Source organism: Mycobacterium sp. 29Ha, from assembly GCF_032883055.1.
Lineage (GTDB): Bacteria > Actinomycetota > Actinomycetes > Mycobacteriales > Mycobacteriaceae > Mycobacterium > Mycobacterium gallinarum.
The window spans coordinates 65,779-81,380 of the sequence record NZ_JAMQTI010000015.1 but is presented as its reverse complement, the minus strand read 5'-3'; the positions used below and the strand labels follow the sequence as shown (position 1 = coordinate 81,380).

At 63.5% G+C, this 15,602-nt stretch carries 15 protein-coding genes and 1 pseudogene; 8 read left to right on the top strand and 8 right to left on the bottom strand.

Features of this window, described 5'->3' with window-relative positions:
- Nucleotides 1–185: 185 nt before the first annotated feature.
- A complete protein-coding gene (locus M1248_RS19970; RefSeq protein ID WP_232076222.1) occupies nucleotides 186–437 on the bottom strand; it encodes a helix-turn-helix transcriptional regulator in 252 nt (83 codons plus the stop codon).
- Nucleotides 438–1,259: 822 nt separating this feature from the next.
- Between M1248_RS19970 and M1248_RS19965 the strand changes: the two genes are divergently transcribed.
- From M1248_RS19965 to M1248_RS33425, 6 genes are all read left to right on the top strand, one after another.
- Nucleotides 1,260–3,020, top strand: a complete 1,761-nt coding sequence (locus M1248_RS19965) for an alpha/beta hydrolase (RefSeq protein WP_163732362.1) — start codon at nucleotides 1,260–1,262, stop codon at nucleotides 3,018–3,020.
- 50 nt (nucleotides 3,021–3,070) lie between these two features.
- Nucleotides 3,071–3,337 (top strand): hypothetical protein, encoded by a 267-nt coding sequence (locus tag M1248_RS19960; protein ID WP_163732365.1) that lies wholly within the window; start codon nucleotides 3,071–3,073, stop codon nucleotides 3,335–3,337.
- 1,112 nt (nucleotides 3,338–4,449) lie between these two features.
- Nucleotides 4,450–5,709, top strand: coding sequence for a cytochrome P450 (locus M1248_RS19955; RefSeq protein WP_410506706.1), 1,260 nt, complete (start codon nucleotides 4,450–4,452; stop codon nucleotides 5,707–5,709).
- A 100-nt stretch (nucleotides 5,710–5,809) separates the two neighbouring features.
- Nucleotides 5,810–6,733 (top strand): SDR family NAD(P)-dependent oxidoreductase, encoded by a 924-nt coding sequence (locus M1248_RS19950; RefSeq protein WP_197905544.1) that lies wholly within the window; start codon nucleotides 5,810–5,812, stop codon nucleotides 6,731–6,733.
- The gene (locus M1248_RS19945) at nucleotides 6,723–7,613 is read left to right on the top strand and encodes an alpha/beta hydrolase (RefSeq protein WP_410506705.1); all 891 of its coding nucleotides are present in this window, start codon (nucleotides 6,723–6,725) and stop codon (nucleotides 7,611–7,613) included. The genes M1248_RS19950 and M1248_RS19945 overlap by 11 nt, the downstream gene beginning before the upstream one ends.
- 170 nt (nucleotides 7,614–7,783) lie before the next feature.
- The gene (locus tag M1248_RS33425) at nucleotides 7,784–8,164 is read left to right on the top strand and encodes a BCCT family transporter (RefSeq protein ID WP_410506700.1); all 381 of its coding nucleotides are present in this window, start codon (nucleotides 7,784–7,786) and stop codon (nucleotides 8,162–8,164) included.
- Here M1248_RS33425 and M1248_RS19935 read toward each other — a convergent pair.
- The 5 genes from M1248_RS19935 to M1248_RS19915 all read right to left on the bottom strand — a co-directional run bounded on the left by M1248_RS19935 (nucleotide 8,136) and on the right by M1248_RS19915 (nucleotide 12,795).
- The gene (locus tag M1248_RS19935; RefSeq protein WP_163732374.1) at nucleotides 8,136–9,059 is read right to left on the bottom strand and encodes a DUF1295 domain-containing protein; all 924 of its coding nucleotides are present in this window, start codon (nucleotides 9,057–9,059) and stop codon (nucleotides 8,136–8,138) included. The genes M1248_RS33425 and M1248_RS19935 overlap by 29 nt on opposite strands.
- Nucleotides 9,060–9,850: 791 nt before the next feature.
- On the bottom strand, nucleotides 9,851–10,096 hold the full coding sequence (locus M1248_RS19930; protein ID WP_197905545.1) for a hypothetical protein: 246 nt from the start codon (nucleotides 10,094–10,096) through the stop codon (nucleotides 9,851–9,853).
- 233 nt (nucleotides 10,097–10,329) lie between these two features.
- Complete coding sequence (locus tag M1248_RS19925) at nucleotides 10,330–10,845, bottom strand: nitroreductase family deazaflavin-dependent oxidoreductase (protein WP_163732379.1); 516 nt, start codon at nucleotides 10,843–10,845, stop codon at nucleotides 10,330–10,332.
- 220 nt (nucleotides 10,846–11,065) lie between these two features.
- A complete protein-coding gene (locus M1248_RS19920; protein ID WP_317149501.1) occupies nucleotides 11,066–12,121 on the bottom strand; it encodes a S1C family serine protease in 1,056 nt (351 codons plus the stop codon).
- On the bottom strand, nucleotides 12,118–12,795 hold the full coding sequence (locus tag M1248_RS19915) for a general stress protein (protein ID WP_317149500.1): 678 nt from the start codon (nucleotides 12,793–12,795) through the stop codon (nucleotides 12,118–12,120). The genes M1248_RS19920 and M1248_RS19915 overlap by 4 nt, the downstream gene beginning before the upstream one ends.
- A gap of 1,128 nt (nucleotides 12,796–13,923) precedes the next feature.
- On the opposite strand from M1248_RS19915, the gene M1248_RS19910 reads away from it, so the two are divergent.
- The gene (locus tag M1248_RS19910; protein WP_163732385.1) at nucleotides 13,924–14,295 is read left to right on the top strand and encodes a hypothetical protein; all 372 of its coding nucleotides are present in this window, start codon (nucleotides 13,924–13,926) and stop codon (nucleotides 14,293–14,295) included.
- A 250-nt stretch (nucleotides 14,296–14,545) separates the two neighbouring features.
- Entirely contained in the window at nucleotides 14,546–14,791 is a 246-nt protein-coding gene (locus M1248_RS19905) for a DUF6328 family protein (protein WP_286201646.1), read from the top strand.
- Between the two features lie 2 nt (nucleotides 14,792–14,793).
- Here M1248_RS19905 and pstB read toward each other — a convergent pair.
- Nucleotides 14,794–15,069 (bottom strand): annotated as a pseudogene (gene pstB, locus M1248_RS19900) (phosphate ABC transporter ATP-binding protein); the annotation flags it as partial.
- A gap of 65 nt (nucleotides 15,070–15,134) precedes the next feature.
- The gene (locus tag M1248_RS19895; protein ID WP_232076223.1) at nucleotides 15,135–15,437 is read right to left on the bottom strand and encodes a hypothetical protein; all 303 of its coding nucleotides are present in this window, start codon (nucleotides 15,435–15,437) and stop codon (nucleotides 15,135–15,137) included.
- Between the last annotated feature and the right edge of the window lie 165 nt (nucleotides 15,438–15,602).

Below are 15,602 nucleotides of genomic sequence, written 5' to 3'. Positions count from 1 at the left end.
GTGCAGCACACGTGATGCGGACTCCTGCGCCGGATCGGGGTGGCCCGAGTCGTGGTGACGACGGAGGACGTTGAAGAGGTACTCCCCTCGCAAGAAGAATGCCGAAATGTCTTTCGTATGTCAAGGACGGATGAGAGTGCCCCCGGCACGGCGATCGTTGAGGCCACACAGCCCGGTCGACAGCCTCAGTTGAGTGCCTCGATGAGTTCTCCCACGGTGTGGGCCGCTTCGACCGGGTGGCGCAGGCGTCCCCACGAATTGACGGTGTAATGATTTCGACGGCCGACCTTTGTCTTCTCGAGGTAGCCGCCGGCAACAAGATCGGCGAGGATGGCCTGTACGGAGCGCTCAGTGATACCGATGCGCAGTCCCAGTTCTCGCGCGGTCAGCGAACCACTGTGGGCCAAGCACAGCAGCACGTGAGCGTGGTTGGTCAAGAACGTCCACCCGCGCTCTGGAGCAGGGGCTGAGACCGTGGACTTGCGGGGGCGCCCCCCTTCGGAGCGCGTGCGCTTATCGGCGGTTCGAGCGCGCGACTGCGTCCGTGCAGTGCTGGTTGCTGTACCGGCCATCGGCAAACCGTACCACGCTTTTCGCGTATCGTGTTTCGCAAAATTACATGCCGAGACCGACGATCTGGCACGAGAGTGCAAGGAGACAATTCGCAATACGTGTCTGTGTGTTTGTCAAGGTGCACAACGCATTTGACGCCGGAACAGCCGACGTGCGTCAAACGCTGCCGACACTGCAATTTCGTCCTGAGGCCATAGGTTCCGGCGTGCTATCCGGATCTCATGACCAGCGGCCGTTCGGGCATTGTTGGCGCGAGGGGTCGGCCGTGCTCCAGTGCCTCCCCACAACAGGCGGAGCGGTTAGCCAGGCCGATTATCCAGTCGCACAAGCGTATTCCTACCCCCAACGACCGGACCACCGGCCGATTGTCTGGTCGAACAGAGATGCCGTGGCTCGCCGAGCGGACCGGCGCAGGCTGCGTTTCGGGATGCCGCGACTCGGGTGCCACATCGGGCCGCCATCGACGGGGTACGCAGCGAGCGGGTACGCACAACAGCTGAGCGGGGGTTTACCAGAGCTCACCCGGCACGTTTGGGGAATTCCTCGGCGCGACATGATCCCCACGGCGACGCCGACGATGAACACGCGCGCGAAGCTGCCGATCGTTCGCCGAAGAACGGACGAGATTGTGACGTCTCGCATCGAAGTCACGACGCGGTGAGGTCCGCGGAATAGGTTTCTTTGACATGGGCGACAATTACGCGAGGTGGCTCGGAACGGCCGTGCTGATGGTCGGACTCTCGGCCGCCGCACTTGCGGGAGCGGGCGTCGTGACCGCCGAGGAGTCCTCCGCGTCGGGTGACAATTCGACGAAAAGCTCAACTGAATCTTCCGACGCAACTGGCCGTTCGTCTGCCACCGCGACCGACGAGCCATCGAAGCGGGAGTCCGACATCAGCGAGGATGGCGTCGGAACCGTGGGCAGGGGTTCATCCGGCGGCTCAACCTCTGCGCCGCCGCCAAAGGTGGACGAGGAGATTACGGAGACGCCCGCCGGGCAGACGGAGTCCGACGATCCTCCCGCGCTGCCCGAACCGGTCGAGCCCACCGAACCGGTCGAGCCCGTCGAACCGAGCGAGCCCGTCGAACCGATCGAGCCCGTCGAACCGATCGCCCCTGCAGAATCCGTACCGGCGAACAGCCGGTCCGACGACGAGACCGCGGCTCTGAACCCCGAGACCGCCCACGTCGTGGTGTTGGATGATGTGTCGCCGGAGCCTGATCACGGCGACACCGGCCAACAGGACCCCAGCAACGTTATCCCCGGCGAATTGGCTGCAGTGCGGCTCGACGCGGACGCATCATTTGACGTTGCCGCGGTCCAGCCGCTCGACTTTGTGGCGGCCGACGCAACGCCGGTCAACGCAACGGCGATGACGTCGACGCCGATGCTGTTCGGTGCCACGGTCAGCCCCACCGCGACCGCGTCGCCGATCACGTCGCTGGTGACCGCTATCAGCACGCTGATCTTCAACCTCTACGCGCTGGCGGCACGCGTATTGAGCGGGCCGCCGCAGCTTCCACCAGGCAGCACGGTCACCGTGCGCAGCACGACGCTGAGGATCGACTGCGGCGACGGCTACGACGTGCCCGCCGATTGGTACATCCCGGCCGGCGCGAACGAGGATCCGCCGGAGCGGCTGATCTACCTGCAGCACGGCTTCCTGGGCAGCGGGGCGTGGTACAGCTACACCGCGGCCAATCTCGCCGAGCAGACCAACAGCATCGTCGTCGTGACATCGTTGAGCTCGAACCCGCTGTCGTGTGACGGCTGCGCACTCAACGGTGACCCGATGCGCCGAGCGATAGCCAATCTCTTCCTCGACGACAACCCCGCACTTGCCGACAGCGCGCGCCGCGCCGGTTACACCGGAGCGATGCCGCAGCGAGTCGTGCTGGCCGGGCATTCGGCCGGCGGCGGCCTGGCCGTCGCGGTCGCGGGCTACATGATCGATAACGGCACAGTGGGCAAACTGGCCGGAGTCTTGATGTATGACGGTGTACCGGCCGGCAACGAGATTCCCGATACGTTGAGTCGATTGCCCGCTGACATTCCCGTTTACAACTTGGCGGCAAAGCCCTACTCGTGGAACAGGGACGGCTTGGCAAGCAGTCAGCTCGTGGCCGCGCGCCCAGGCGAGTTCGTCGGCGTCGAAGTCGTCGGCGGGCTGCACTCGGATTCGGTGCAAGGCGGCAACCCGCTCATTCAGTTTGGGGTCTACCTGTTCACCGGGTTCTCCTCTGCGCGCAACGTCGAGGCGGTGCAGACACTGGCCGCGGGATGGGTGAACGACATGTTCACCGGAACACAGGATTCCGGCCTCTACGGCCTGCCCGGCCAGACCATCACCATCCCCACCAGCAGAGGGACCGCCTCAGCCATCGTCCTGCCCGTGCCGGCGGCATCGCCGTCTGCGCTCGGGTCGGAGCAGTTCATCGCCTCGTGACTTGGCGCTCGTCGTCGCCGAGATCGCTCAAATGCGCTTCAGCCCAACGCGTGCCGAGCGGTGCGGGGTTGTTCCCGCTGCCGATCGGGTTAATCAGCGATCTGCTCGCGATCCCGGAGCCCGACCGGCAACGGTTCGCCAAGATCGGCATCGTCATCGGCTTCGAGACCGCGGTCAATCTCAACGGCAACGCGGTGTCGGTGATGCTGGACGAGCACGATCCCTGGCGTCAGCTGGTGGCCGACCCCGGCCTGGCCGAAGATTCAGTCGAAGAGACCCTGCGTTCGAACTGGGCAAGCCGGTTCGTCACGATCTGATCGCGCCTCAGCGGCTCGCGGTCAACGAGCATCGAAACCCCCGACCGGCCGGGACCGACGCACACCGTATAACTCAAGTCGGTTCCATGCGCGGCCTCATTCAAGGTGAAACACCCTGTCGCAGCTGTCTTTTCAGGATCACCCGCCGCCCACGCGAAAACGCTCGGCGGCGTGCAATCGACATATGCGATCGCGTCGACCACGTACCGATCAGCGGATGGGAATTCGTCCCGATGAAGCGCGCACCCCTCTTCGGGCGACCGCCCTCGATCCACTCGACCGCCTGCAACTCGTTACTGAACCGAGGCATCAAGCCGATATCGGACACCAGCGATCAGACCCGCTGCGTCGACGCCGCGATGCGGACGTCGACGGTCACCGTCGGCCAGTCCATGGCCGCAACGTAGCGGTCGTCTGGACCGAGCATCTGCCCTCACTGCAATCCCCGGGCAGTGTCAGCGCGGCGTCGATGGCACCCTCGCTGTTCAATGTGCCCACTGCAGTCGCGGGTCGGTGCGAGATCTCGCATCGTTGTCGAAATCCTGAAGATCGGCTTGGGCTCTCGGCCCCGCCAGCGAAGCTGCTTCGTCGGACACACCATGTCTCGAGATGAGAAACAGCCGTCTGCTTTTTGCATCTTAACCGCTGGTCAGCGGACTAGCTTGAGAATCGAGGAGGTGTCGCTGGCGTAGCACACGTCGCAACATCTGCTCGGCCTATTGACGTGGGTCCAGTCGCCTCGCCAGCCTGATGCCATGGCAGAGGCGCATCCCGAAGGTCGACGTTGCACTCGGTCGGTGCTGCACGCGCGATGTCATGGGTGAGACCACCCACGTCGACGTGTGGACACCTTCCGGGTTCGCCGCGTCCGACCGGGTACGCCATGGCTGAGGATCGCTCGTCCCGGGCCGACGCGCCACTACGGTTCGGCATAGGCGTATCTCGGCTCCACCCCACGCTCCAGCGAAAAGCCATTCATCGACCACCACACGATTCGTGACCCGCCTCGTCGCGCAGTGGGAATGCAGCCGCGGCGGTCTTGATCAGCAAGAAAGGACACCGGTTAAGCAGCGATGACAGCAGATCACAACAACACTGGCGTGCTTGCGTCGATGCGGCCGTTCGGCACCGCCGTGCAGATGAACATCGGCGCCGCGATTCGCACCAGGCGGCGCGGAGTAAAGGGGTGGACGGGGGCGGTCAATACCGCCTACGACCCCCTTGATCCGGCCACCGCCGCCGAACCCTTCGCCGCTTACCGTGCTCTGCACAGCGGTGGGCGCGTCCACTACAACCCGAATAGGGCAACGTGGATCGTCTCCCGCCTCGACGATGTACGAGCCGCCCTGCGAGACACCGACAGAATCAATAGCAGCCAAGGCGTCACCCGGGTGCGCATGGCCGCCGACTTGGTTGTGGTCACGGACGGCGAGCAGCACAGTCGACTGCGCAAGCAAGTTCAGCCCGCATTCACCAAACGCGCTCTGGAGAGCTGGCAGGCGATCACCGGCCGCCTCGCGACTGAACTTGTCGACAACGTTGTCGCCAATCCGGGCTGCGACGTGGTCGAGGAGCTTGCCATCCCTATGCCGCTGCGCGTGATCGCCGGCATTCTGGGCATCCCGGAGACCGATATCGCTGATTTCCGTCGATGGTCCGAGGGCGCAGTGCAACTCATCAATTTCACCCCCACTCCGAGCGGCGTGATCAGTGTCGCCAAGTCCGTGAACGCTGCTCTGGCGCTACGCCGCTATTTCCTCAAACAACTCGCGAGCGGCCACCTCAAGGGGTCGGGCACCGTGCTGGGACGCCTGCTCGAGCACAGTACCGACGGCAACCTGACGGACGAACAATTGTTCTTCATCGCCGTACTGCTTCTCATCGCTGGGAATGAGACCACCACCAACCTCCTCGGTGGCATGTTCGAGGCTTTTGCCCGAAACCCCGAAGAGTACGACAAGATTCGGGCCAATCCGGATCTCATCCCGATGGCCATCGAAGAGCTCCTCCGTTTCACCAGCCCGATCCAGAACCTGTACAGGTACACCTGCGCCGACTACGCGATTGGCGACGTCACCATCCCCAGCGGATCACGAGTCCTGTTGTCCTTCGGCGCTGCCAACCGTGACCCGCTGGTCTTCGACGATCCCGATGCCTTCATCGCCGACCGCAATCCACGCATGCACGTCGCCTTCGGGTACGGGGCCCACATGTGCCTCGGCGCACCGCTGGCCCGCATGGAAGCCGAAGCCGTCCTGGGGGAGCTCGTCAGTCGTGTCGAGAGGATTTCCACAGAGGGGCCCGTAACGTGGTCGACCAACAGCTCGTTGCGAGGGCCGACCAAATTGCCTGTCCACCTTCAGAAATGCTGATGGTGGGCTGCGCGGCGGGCCCCAACGCGGCGGCTCACGTGACGGCACAGGTAAGGAATTGCGAGACCGCCGACATCGCGATCGATTGGGACTTTGACGGATGATGAACGAGCACAAGTGGAGCGAGAGCGACGTTCCGGATCAATCGGGTCGAGTTGCCGTCGTCACGGGATCCAATACGGGCCTCGGGTTGGACACCGCGCGGGTGCTTGCGGCACGCGGCGCGCAGGTGGTGTTGGCTGTGCGCAATGCGGACAAAGGCAAAGCGGCCGCTGACCAGATTCGCCGGTCGGTGCCGGAGGTGCAGGTAGCGGTGCAGCAGCTCGATCTGGGGTCACTCGAGGCGGTTCGGGCCGCGTCGGCCGAACTGCGTGCCGCCCATCCGCGGATCGACCTACTCATCAACAACGCCGCGGTGGCGTTCCCGCCCAAGACGACGACACCTGACGGCTTCGAGTTGCAATTCGCCACCAACCACCTCGGCCACTTTGCGCTGACGGGACTCCTGCTGGAGAACATGCTCGGCGTTGACGGGGCGCGGGTGGTGGTGGTGGCAAGTTTGGACCACAAGCTCGGCGGCGCAATTCATTTCGATGATCTCCAGTGGGAGCGCCGGTACAGTGGCGCGCTCGCCTACGCCCAGTCCAAGCTGGCGAATTTGATGTTCTGCTATGAGTTGCATCGACGCTTGAGTAGATCGGGCGCGCCCCTGATAGCGGTTACCGCTCACCCCGGGTACACGAAGTCTGACCTCTTCAGGAACATGTGGAAACCGGTCCAGGCCATGATGAAGTTCTCCGACCGTTTCATCGGTCAGGATCCCGCGAAAGGTGCACTGCCACAGCTGTACGCCGCGACGATGCCTGACGTGCGCGGTGGTCAGTACTGGGGACCAGGCGGGTTCCTCGAGATGGCGGGTCGCCCCACACTGGTGCGGTCGAGCAAGAGGTCGTACGACCAGCAGACGCAACAACGTTTGTGGACAGTGTCCGAGGAGTTGACCGGTGTCACGTATCCGATCTGACCACTATCACCCTGACCTGAGGGGCATCGCGCGAGTGCTCCCCCGGTCGCCCTTCAACAAAGTAACGCTGCCGGCAATGCGTGCCCTGACCCGATTTGCGCCGGCAACCTCAGAGGGTGTGGAAGTCCTCGCGATCACGCACAGCGCCGGGGTCCGGCTCTATCGACCCGAACGCGAGTGCACGCACGGCGGCGCACTGCTGTGGATCCACGGCGGCGGATACGTCATCGGAACGGCAGCCCAAGACGATGCGCTGTGCCGACGGTTCGTCCGCCGCGTCGGCGTTCCGGTCGCGTCCGTCGACTACCGACTCGCTCCGAAAGATCCTTATCCGGCCGCACTGGAGGATTGTTATTCGGCGCTGACCTGGTTGGCTCGCCAGCCCGGGGTGGTTCACGACCGGATAGCGATCGGCGGCGCCAGCGCGGGTGGAGGTTTGGCAGCGGCGCTTGCGCTGCTGGCCCGCGATCGCGGCGAGGTGACACCGTTGTTCCAGTTGTTGGTCTATCCGATGGTCGACGATCGACCGTCCAGTCGCCCAGGTCTGGAGAGCCCGCACTATCGGCTATGGAGCGAAAAGAGCGATCGGCTGGGCTGGCAGGCGTACCTGAAAGGGGCCGATCGCCATTCGGCGGTCCCGGCACGACACGACGACCACTCCAATCTCGCGCCTGCATGGGTGGGCGTGGGAACGGTGGATCCGCTATATGGCCAGGACGTCGAGTACGCGCATCGGCTGCGTGCCGCAGGCGTGCCGTGTCAGCTCGACGTCGTCGACGGAGCGTTCCACGGATTCGACATCACCTCCTCCAAAACTCCAGTGGCGCAGAGCTTTTTCGATCGGCAGTGCGAAGCACTGCTGGCAGCGTTTGCAAGCTGATTCGGGCGGGAGCCGGGGCCGGCATCTGGCGATCAACGTGGACTGGAGCGCGGCGATCGGTTACGGCATGTACCGCAAGGGCCAGTCCAGCCGATTATCCGCGGCGTTCACCTCCCTGTTCGGGTTGGCCGCGTCGCTGGGGTTGGGCGCCCTGCAAATCGGTGACGGAAATGGACTTCAACGGATGGGTCTGCGCGGTAGCCACCCCGGTACTGGTGATGATCATCGCCGTGTTGACCCTGGCCTTCATGTTGTCGGCGGTCTCCGGGATCGCACGCGGGATCCAGTGGCTGTCGAACATCAACATGGTGCTGGCACTTGTGCTTGCGGTGTTCGTGTTGGTCAACGGCCTAAACCTGTTGATCCTCAACCTATTCCCAGTGTGCTTGGTGACTACGTCCGCGACTGCGTCGACATGCGCGCACAGGATGACGCCAACGGCGATGCCGAGTTCGCCGCGTAGCTGTCCGTACATCGACGGATCAGACGTTGGCAAGCTTCTACGAGAGAAGTACCGAGCGGTCACCCCGCAGAGTCCCCATCTGACCTAGAACCCCGCCCAGATGCGCGCGGCGGCCGCGGCAGGAACCGCGGTATCCGGTTGACCACCTGGGCGTAATCCGGTCGTCGCTGCAAGCTGCGCTCCTCCATCATGGGGATGCTTGCGCCGAGAAACATGGCGAGCATGGCGATCGCGCCGATGCCGAGCCACCACCAGTGCGCGGGAGCGGCGGCGATGCCGAACAGGGCAAGCGACAGCCAGAAGGTGAACTCCCCGAAGTAGTTTGGATGTCGCGACCAGCTCCACAATCCTCGGTCCATCACCTCGCCCGGCCGGGCAGCCGCGACAAAGCGGTGCATCTGCAGGTCGGCGACAAATTCGATCGCGACGGCCGCGATGCCCACCACGAAGGCCGTCCACGCCAGCCACCGCAAGCCGGGTCCCGGTTGGGTCACCGCGATGTAGACCGGGATCATGCCCAGGAAAACCTGGGCCGTGGGGATGAGATGGATGGCGAACAGGTCGACGAAAAACTCCCAGCGGCCTGCGCTCGCCTTGAACTTGGGGTAGCGCCAATCTTCATGGTGCAAACCGGGAAAGGCGTAGATCCAATTCCCGGTGAGCCGAATCGCCCACAGCACAATGACGATTGCGATCAGCACCGTCCGCAGGGGGTCGGGGTTGGGGGCGACGAGCCACCAGTAGAGCAGCAACAGCGGCGGTATCACGCTCCAGTAGGCGTCGTAGAAGCTGGAGTTTCGGAAGGCCCGGCTGAACACGAAGATCACGACGGTTCCGAGCACGTCGGCAATCAGAGCGTCCAACCAGGCCGCGCCGGCGGCAGGTCCGGCGATCAACCATGCCGCGCCGACTGCGACCGCGGTCAGGTAGGCGATGGCGACGATGCTCAGCGACCGCGCTTTGGACGAGCGTCCGGTGCTCATTGAACGCTCAAGCAATCCTGTGCGGCGCAGATCAGGGCCTCGATGATGGCTCGCCGCTTCGCCTCTTGTACGGTCGACACCGCAGCGAGCTTAGTCGTGGACGAGGCCGGGAACGCGCGTATGTGATCCGGCGGCCGCCGTCAGACTTGCAACGCGTCTAGACCGGTGCTGCCGTGCGGGTCGACACAATGGACAACTCCCGCAGACGCCTTCTGGTACGCGAGACCGCGGACGGCAGCATCCCCTGCATAAGCGTGTAGTTATCTTGAGCGCTGCGGTTCCCTCCCAGGTGCCGCTGCAGGCGCGCCATTAATCCCGAATTCGCAATGCCTTACGCCCAGAGATCCCAGTATCGTTACGGCCGATGCCAGGTCGCTTCCCACCGGACGGTCCGCCGCTGGCCTAGCCTCTGTAGAGGTGCAACGAAGATTGACGGGACACGCCTGACTACTTTGACAAGACTTCGGCGTGTCGCGGAAGCTTGTTAATCTATCTTGCATACCCGCAGGTCAAGGTGCCAGCTGTTGGTTTGGAAGCGCTGGAGCGCTGCCGCTACGTGACGCCCCCGTTGACGATGATGGGCTGCTGGCCGTCGCCAATGATCTACGCAGGAGCCTAGTTGCCGTCAGGCAGCTTTATCGCCTTGCGGCCGTTACTGAGGATGTGATCGCTGAGCGGCGGCGGGAAGCCGCGGCGACACCGCGCGCGCCGCGTACCCGATCACCACGCCGGGCCCACCGCTGGCAGCGATTGCGAGTTGGTCGACGGCCCGAATGGTCGAAGGGATGAGATCAGCGCCGGTCAGCCGGGGTGGCTGCTATGGGCCACACCTCGGAGATCGAGCTGTGCAGCCGCTGCTGAGCGAGCTGGTGCAGCATCTGGGGTAAGGCGCCGGATGGCACCTGCCCGTCGAGGTCGGCGACTGCTTTCAGCACGGTGCCGGCCACCTGCCGCTTTGGCAGGATCCCGTCGAATTCTTCCATCAACTGTTGGGCAACACTGTCCACCGACTCCAAGCCGTTCAAATATGTGGTCATCATTCCTTCCTATTCGAGTCGGATGTTCTTCCTCCATCTTGACCGCAGAACCGCGAACCGACCTGACGGTTATTGGTCGACGCGATGGCGTCCTGGTGGCCATCGTCGTCTCGGGCTGAGGGTGCGCCCACGACGGCCCCCAGCCGATCGAACAACCACCCGGCAGCCTATTTCGACCTCGACGACACATCCGGGCGCTGAAGTCGGCAGAGTCCGGTGGGCTTGATTCGTTGTCATTTCCGTGTCGCCGGTTCGAGGCGCAACTCGACTAACGGCAGGTCGGTGTTGGTGTCACTGATTGTGCTGCCGAGGGTTGTCTCGATCACGGACTTGAACCGTGCCCACGCGCGCGGATGTCGACGGATGTAGGCGGCGAGCGCGAGGTCTGCTTCCTGCTGCTCGAGGACCCGTGCAGTGGCAGGGACCGGCGCGTGGCTGCGAATGTAGACCCGCACCCGCGGGTTGGCCTTGAGGTTGCGGAACCATTGCGCTTTCTCGCCGAAGCCGGAAGGGACGACGAAGGTGTCGGGCGTGGGATGGTCGAAGGCTTCCAGGACGACATAGCGGGCTGCACCGGATTTGCGCCCGATGTGTTCGAGCATCAGTACCCGTGAGCCCAGCAGTGCCCCAGCGCGGGCCTTGTATATCCAGATCGGTGCGCGCACGAGCCGGCGGGATTGCAGTAGGCGCGCGCCTGCGTTGGCGATCGTGTTGGCCACACTAATCGACGACGGACGTGTTGTGAACATGATGTGCCTCCATTTCATTTGGGCTCGGCATGTCATGGCTCCCTGGTAGTTCCGCTGCGATCTGTCTGTCGGTGCCGAATCGCCTAGCTATCCGTTGAAGAGGTGGGCTTGGCCAGCTCGACACCACCGTGAGTGCCTGCACTGCTAGATCCTCCTAACGTTCGTTGCCGTTATGGTGCGTCGAGCGCCGAAAGTTTTTATCTCGGTGAGTCATTCGCGTTCAGGTGGGTCGGGATCCGATCGTGACGTCTACATGTTGGCGCTGATCACCGCGAACGAACACCAGCTCGACCTGTTGCCCGGGTCGTGTCTGGCGCAGCGCGCTCAACAGGTCCTCGACACTGCCGACCGACTGACCCGCTATCTCCACGATCACATCGCCCGACTTGATACCTGCGCGGGCGGCCGGTGCGCCCTCGTCGACCAAGAGTGCGACCGCGCCGCGGTCGACCTGGACGTCGAGTCGCCGTCGTATCGGGTCGGTCAGCCGGCCGGCGGATACGCCCAAGTAGGGATGCGTGGCCGTGCCGTCGGCCGATAGTTGCTCGGCCACGTCCAGCACGGTGGCCGAGGGTATCGCGAATCCGATGGATACCGCTCCGGCCGCGGGCGGAATGTAGGCCTCGTTGATGCCCACTACCCGCCCTTGGGTGTCCAGCAGTGCGCCGCCGGAGTTGCCCGGTGAGATCGATGCGTCGGTTTGAATGAGGTCAACCAGTGAATAAGTCTGCGCGGCCGAGCCCGGGACATCGCGGTGCAGCCCGGAAATGATGCCGGCGCTCACCGAATTCTGAAACCCTAACGGGCTGCCGATGGCCAGGACCCGCTCGCCCGGGCGCGGGAGGTCCCTGCGGAACTGCGCTACCGGTAGATCACCACGTTCGGTGCGCACCACCGCGACATCGGTGACCTCGTCGGCGCCGAGCACCTCCCCGGGCGATCGTGTGCCGTCGGCCAAGACGATCGACACGTTGCGTTGTTGACCGACCACATGGGCGTTGGTGACGACAACGTCGGGCTGCAACACCACACCACTGCCTTGACCACCGTCGGTTAGCACGGTAACCACGCTGGGGCTGACCCGTTCGACCACCTCGACAAAGCCGGTCGTCGCCCCCGACGACTCCTCGGCCAGCGGAGTCGTGGTGGCGGTTGGGCTCCCGCTTGACGGATTGCTGACCTGTTCCGGCGGGTTGAAGCACCCTGCCGACACGAGCGTGACCGCAACCGCCAGCGCCGGGATTCCGGCGCGCCTGGTGCGCGTTTCGGCCGTCATCCGGCTTCTCGCTGAAAAGGCGCAGTGTCGTGCGCGCCGAGCAACTGTCGGGCACGCTCGACCACGGCAGCATCCGCGACGACGTCATAGTGCCGGGGCCGCAGCGCGCTGGAGGCTTGGAAGTCGCGTCGGCCACCCCGCAACGCATGACACACGAGACTCGCGACGGCTCCGACCGCGGCGCCGAGCACGACTCCGTAAAGGGCCAGCACGAGCCCGGTGATGATCGGGTGGAGCAGGTCGAACAGACCTAAGATCCAGCCGATCAAGGCGCCCGCCAGGGCTCCGCCGGCCGCGCCTTGCGCGGCGGCGACGCCGCGGTTTAGCCGACCTTTGACCTCCTCAACGAATTGCAGCTCCGATCCGATAATGGCGATGCGTTCAATGTCGAACGGCTGACTGGCGAGTTGGTCGACTGCGTTTTCGGCATCGCGGTATCGGGTGAAACTTTTGACAACCTGCCGTGGGTGCTCCTGCGGTGCCACCGTCGAACCTGCTTGTGTTGGTTGTTCAACCATTGCTTTCTCCTTCCGAGTCTCTATTCCCGACGTACTGTCGCCCAGCGGTCTGTCGCTCAGCTGTGTCGAGCCGCGATTCGCATCGGTCGTGAGTTGCGCAATGGGAATCCACCAGCGCGCCGCTCTGTCGCAGAGTGCAAGATGCTGCGCGCGCATCCAGTGCCGTGGATATCCATGCACTGCGCGGATCGACACGAGGCGCCGGGTCACAGCACGTTGACACCTGTATCACCAAGGAGCTATCCGCGTACCACAACTACTGCACCACTAGTCCCTGTGCGAATGCTGAGGACTGGATGTGATTGATCGAATCTTCTGCTTTGATGTTCTCAGGCTGCTGAAACATGTTGTACGCCTTGCAATTAACGGCAGAAGCGGTTTGCGTGAGTGTCGGTCAGTGCCCCACCGATGTGGGTGTAGATCGAATCGGAAAGCGAATCCATTTCTCCGGCTACCAGTCTCGCCGATTCTCCGACTACCAGTCTCGTCGACCCGATTGATCAGGACGGCGAACGACCCGAGTACGCGCTCGTCGACGCGCGGTTCCACGACGATCAGCGCCTCGGCCAGTCGGCGGCTAGCGGCACTCGGCGGGTCAGCAATCCCGCCAGCCAGGTCGGGTTCGCCGCAGCGAGCGCCTGCGCACCGGCTCACGATTTCACCATCGAGACCAACTGCTGACGGTCGTCGGCCAGTCGGGGGTTGAAACCACGCAGCCCGGGTAAGCGGTCAGGTGTGATCGTGCGACGGATCGCCTTGTTCGCGGGGGTTGTGGCGTTAATCGTCGCAACGGCGGGTCTACTTGTTCCTCTTTCGGTTTCTCCTGAAGGGGAGTCTTCTGTCGGGTGCGGAAGCGCCATAGCTCCCGACCTGTCTGCCGCCCGTGCCAACGACGACGGAAGCGCCGCCAACATCCCTGTTCCCGGCGGGATCGTGGTCGACACGAAGTTCACTCGGCTGTGTCAATTGGACCTCGAGGATCGCCGGATCTGGACGATCACCCTGGCTGCCGTCGGAGCCCTCGCTGTCATCGGGGCCCTCGTGCTCGGCGCATTATCCAATCGACGAACGCCCACGCCATAACGATGCCGCATCGGATCTGGTGCGAGAGAAATGCCGCTCCATGGTGCGTACCACAAACTCAATCGCCCGTCACGCGGAACCTTAAGAGAGCAGATGCAGATGACGAACCCAACATATGGGCACACCCAATCAACAACACATTTCGCCCCACTACTTGGCGGCCCAGCACCTGTAGACCGAATGTCGGGCTGCGGATTCCCGGTGGAGCATGTCCGGATCGTGGGTGATGGTGTCCGTACGTCGAGCACGTCACCGAAAGTGATGACGAAGGGCAAGGCCGCCCTCGCCGGTTCGGCCAGCGGCGCCTGGTTCGGCGTGCTCGTCGGGCTGCTCTTCGCCATCGTCGTCGTAGGCCCGCTGTGGCTGTGGATGGTGCTGGTCGCCGTCGTGGTCGGCGCCATCTGGGGTGCGATCTTCGGTTTCGCGTCGCACTGGTCCACGCGCGGTCGACGCGACTTCTCCAGCGTGCAGACCCTCCGAGCCCAGCGTTACGACGTCTACGTCGCCGCCGAGCATGCCGCCGAGGCGGCCCGCTACGTCGAATCCGCAACCACCGGCGAACAACCCTCATAGGCGCACGTCACGGTAAAAACGATTCATGTCTACCGAGGGCAGATGCTCCGGATCCGCAGGATCGTGACCCGGAAACCCTTGACCGCGAACTCGATGAGTTTTGCGGCGAGCTTCGCATGATCATCCCCGGAGTAACGGTGCTGATGTCCGGCTTTGAACCGAAAACAGCAGGGCGTCTACTTTGTGGCGTTCCTGTCCACGACGCTGGCGGTAATCTTTCTGCTCGGCGAGCCCGCCTACCGCCGGCTGCGTGGGAAGTCTTACGACAAAGGCCCGATTGGTCAAGACGGCCGGTCGGCAGATGACAACCGCGATGGTTCTGCTCGCTGCGGGCATGGGTTCGGTGGACTTTCTCATCACCGACCTGATATTCGGCCCAACCGGCTCGACACCAGTCACCATCATCGTGCTGATCGTCATCGCAACGACCTGGTTCGGGCTGCCTTTATGGCGCCGAATGCGTAGCGGAATCCCGACGCGACCGATGTCGCGTTAGCATCATCCGAACCGGCCGACAACGTAGTCTTCGGCAGCTTTCTGATTCGGGTTGGAAAACATCTTCTCGGTGTCGTCCATCTCCACGAGCTTGCCGAGCGCGCCGGTGTCCTTGATGTTGACGAACCCGGTGCAGTCGCTCACCCGCGCCGCCTGCTGCATATTGTGCCTGACGATGACGATGGTTAAATCTAACCTTCTTCAGCTCGTTGATCAGTTCTCGATTGCCAGTGTCGAGACCGGAACCAGCGCCGAGCACGGCTCGTTCAACAGGACCACGCATATGGGCACTCCGCCCAATAGATTGTGCGACGGCGGATTAGGTGACTTGGTAGATGGTCAAGCTACTTCTGGGTGGGGCACGCCTCGATGGGAACCAGGAACTCCAGCTCCCCGCGCTTCTCGAATCGGAACGTAACGTCCACCGACTTCCCGGGTGTGACGTTGCCCTTCATGCCTTCCAGGGTCACGGTGAACGGCTCGTCCGGTGCGGCAGGGTCGTCAAGGTTTTCCACGGGCTGGCCCGCCGCGATGGTTGATTTGGGCGGAATCTCCACCGTCGCAGTCGGCGAGATCCGAACCATGTCGGCGGCGTCTGTCGTGATCCCAAGCAGTCGCTCTGATTCCGCGGGTCTAATGTTGGACACCGTGAAACGGAGGTTCGCACTTTCTCCGACCTGAATCGCGCACGAGCCTGGCAGAAACTTGGGCACGATGAACGCGTTCTCGACTGATGTTGGCTCGGTATCGGTGCCCGATCCGCGGTTCGACGAGTTGTAGTCGGCATCGTTTCCGCAACCGGCGGCTAGCGT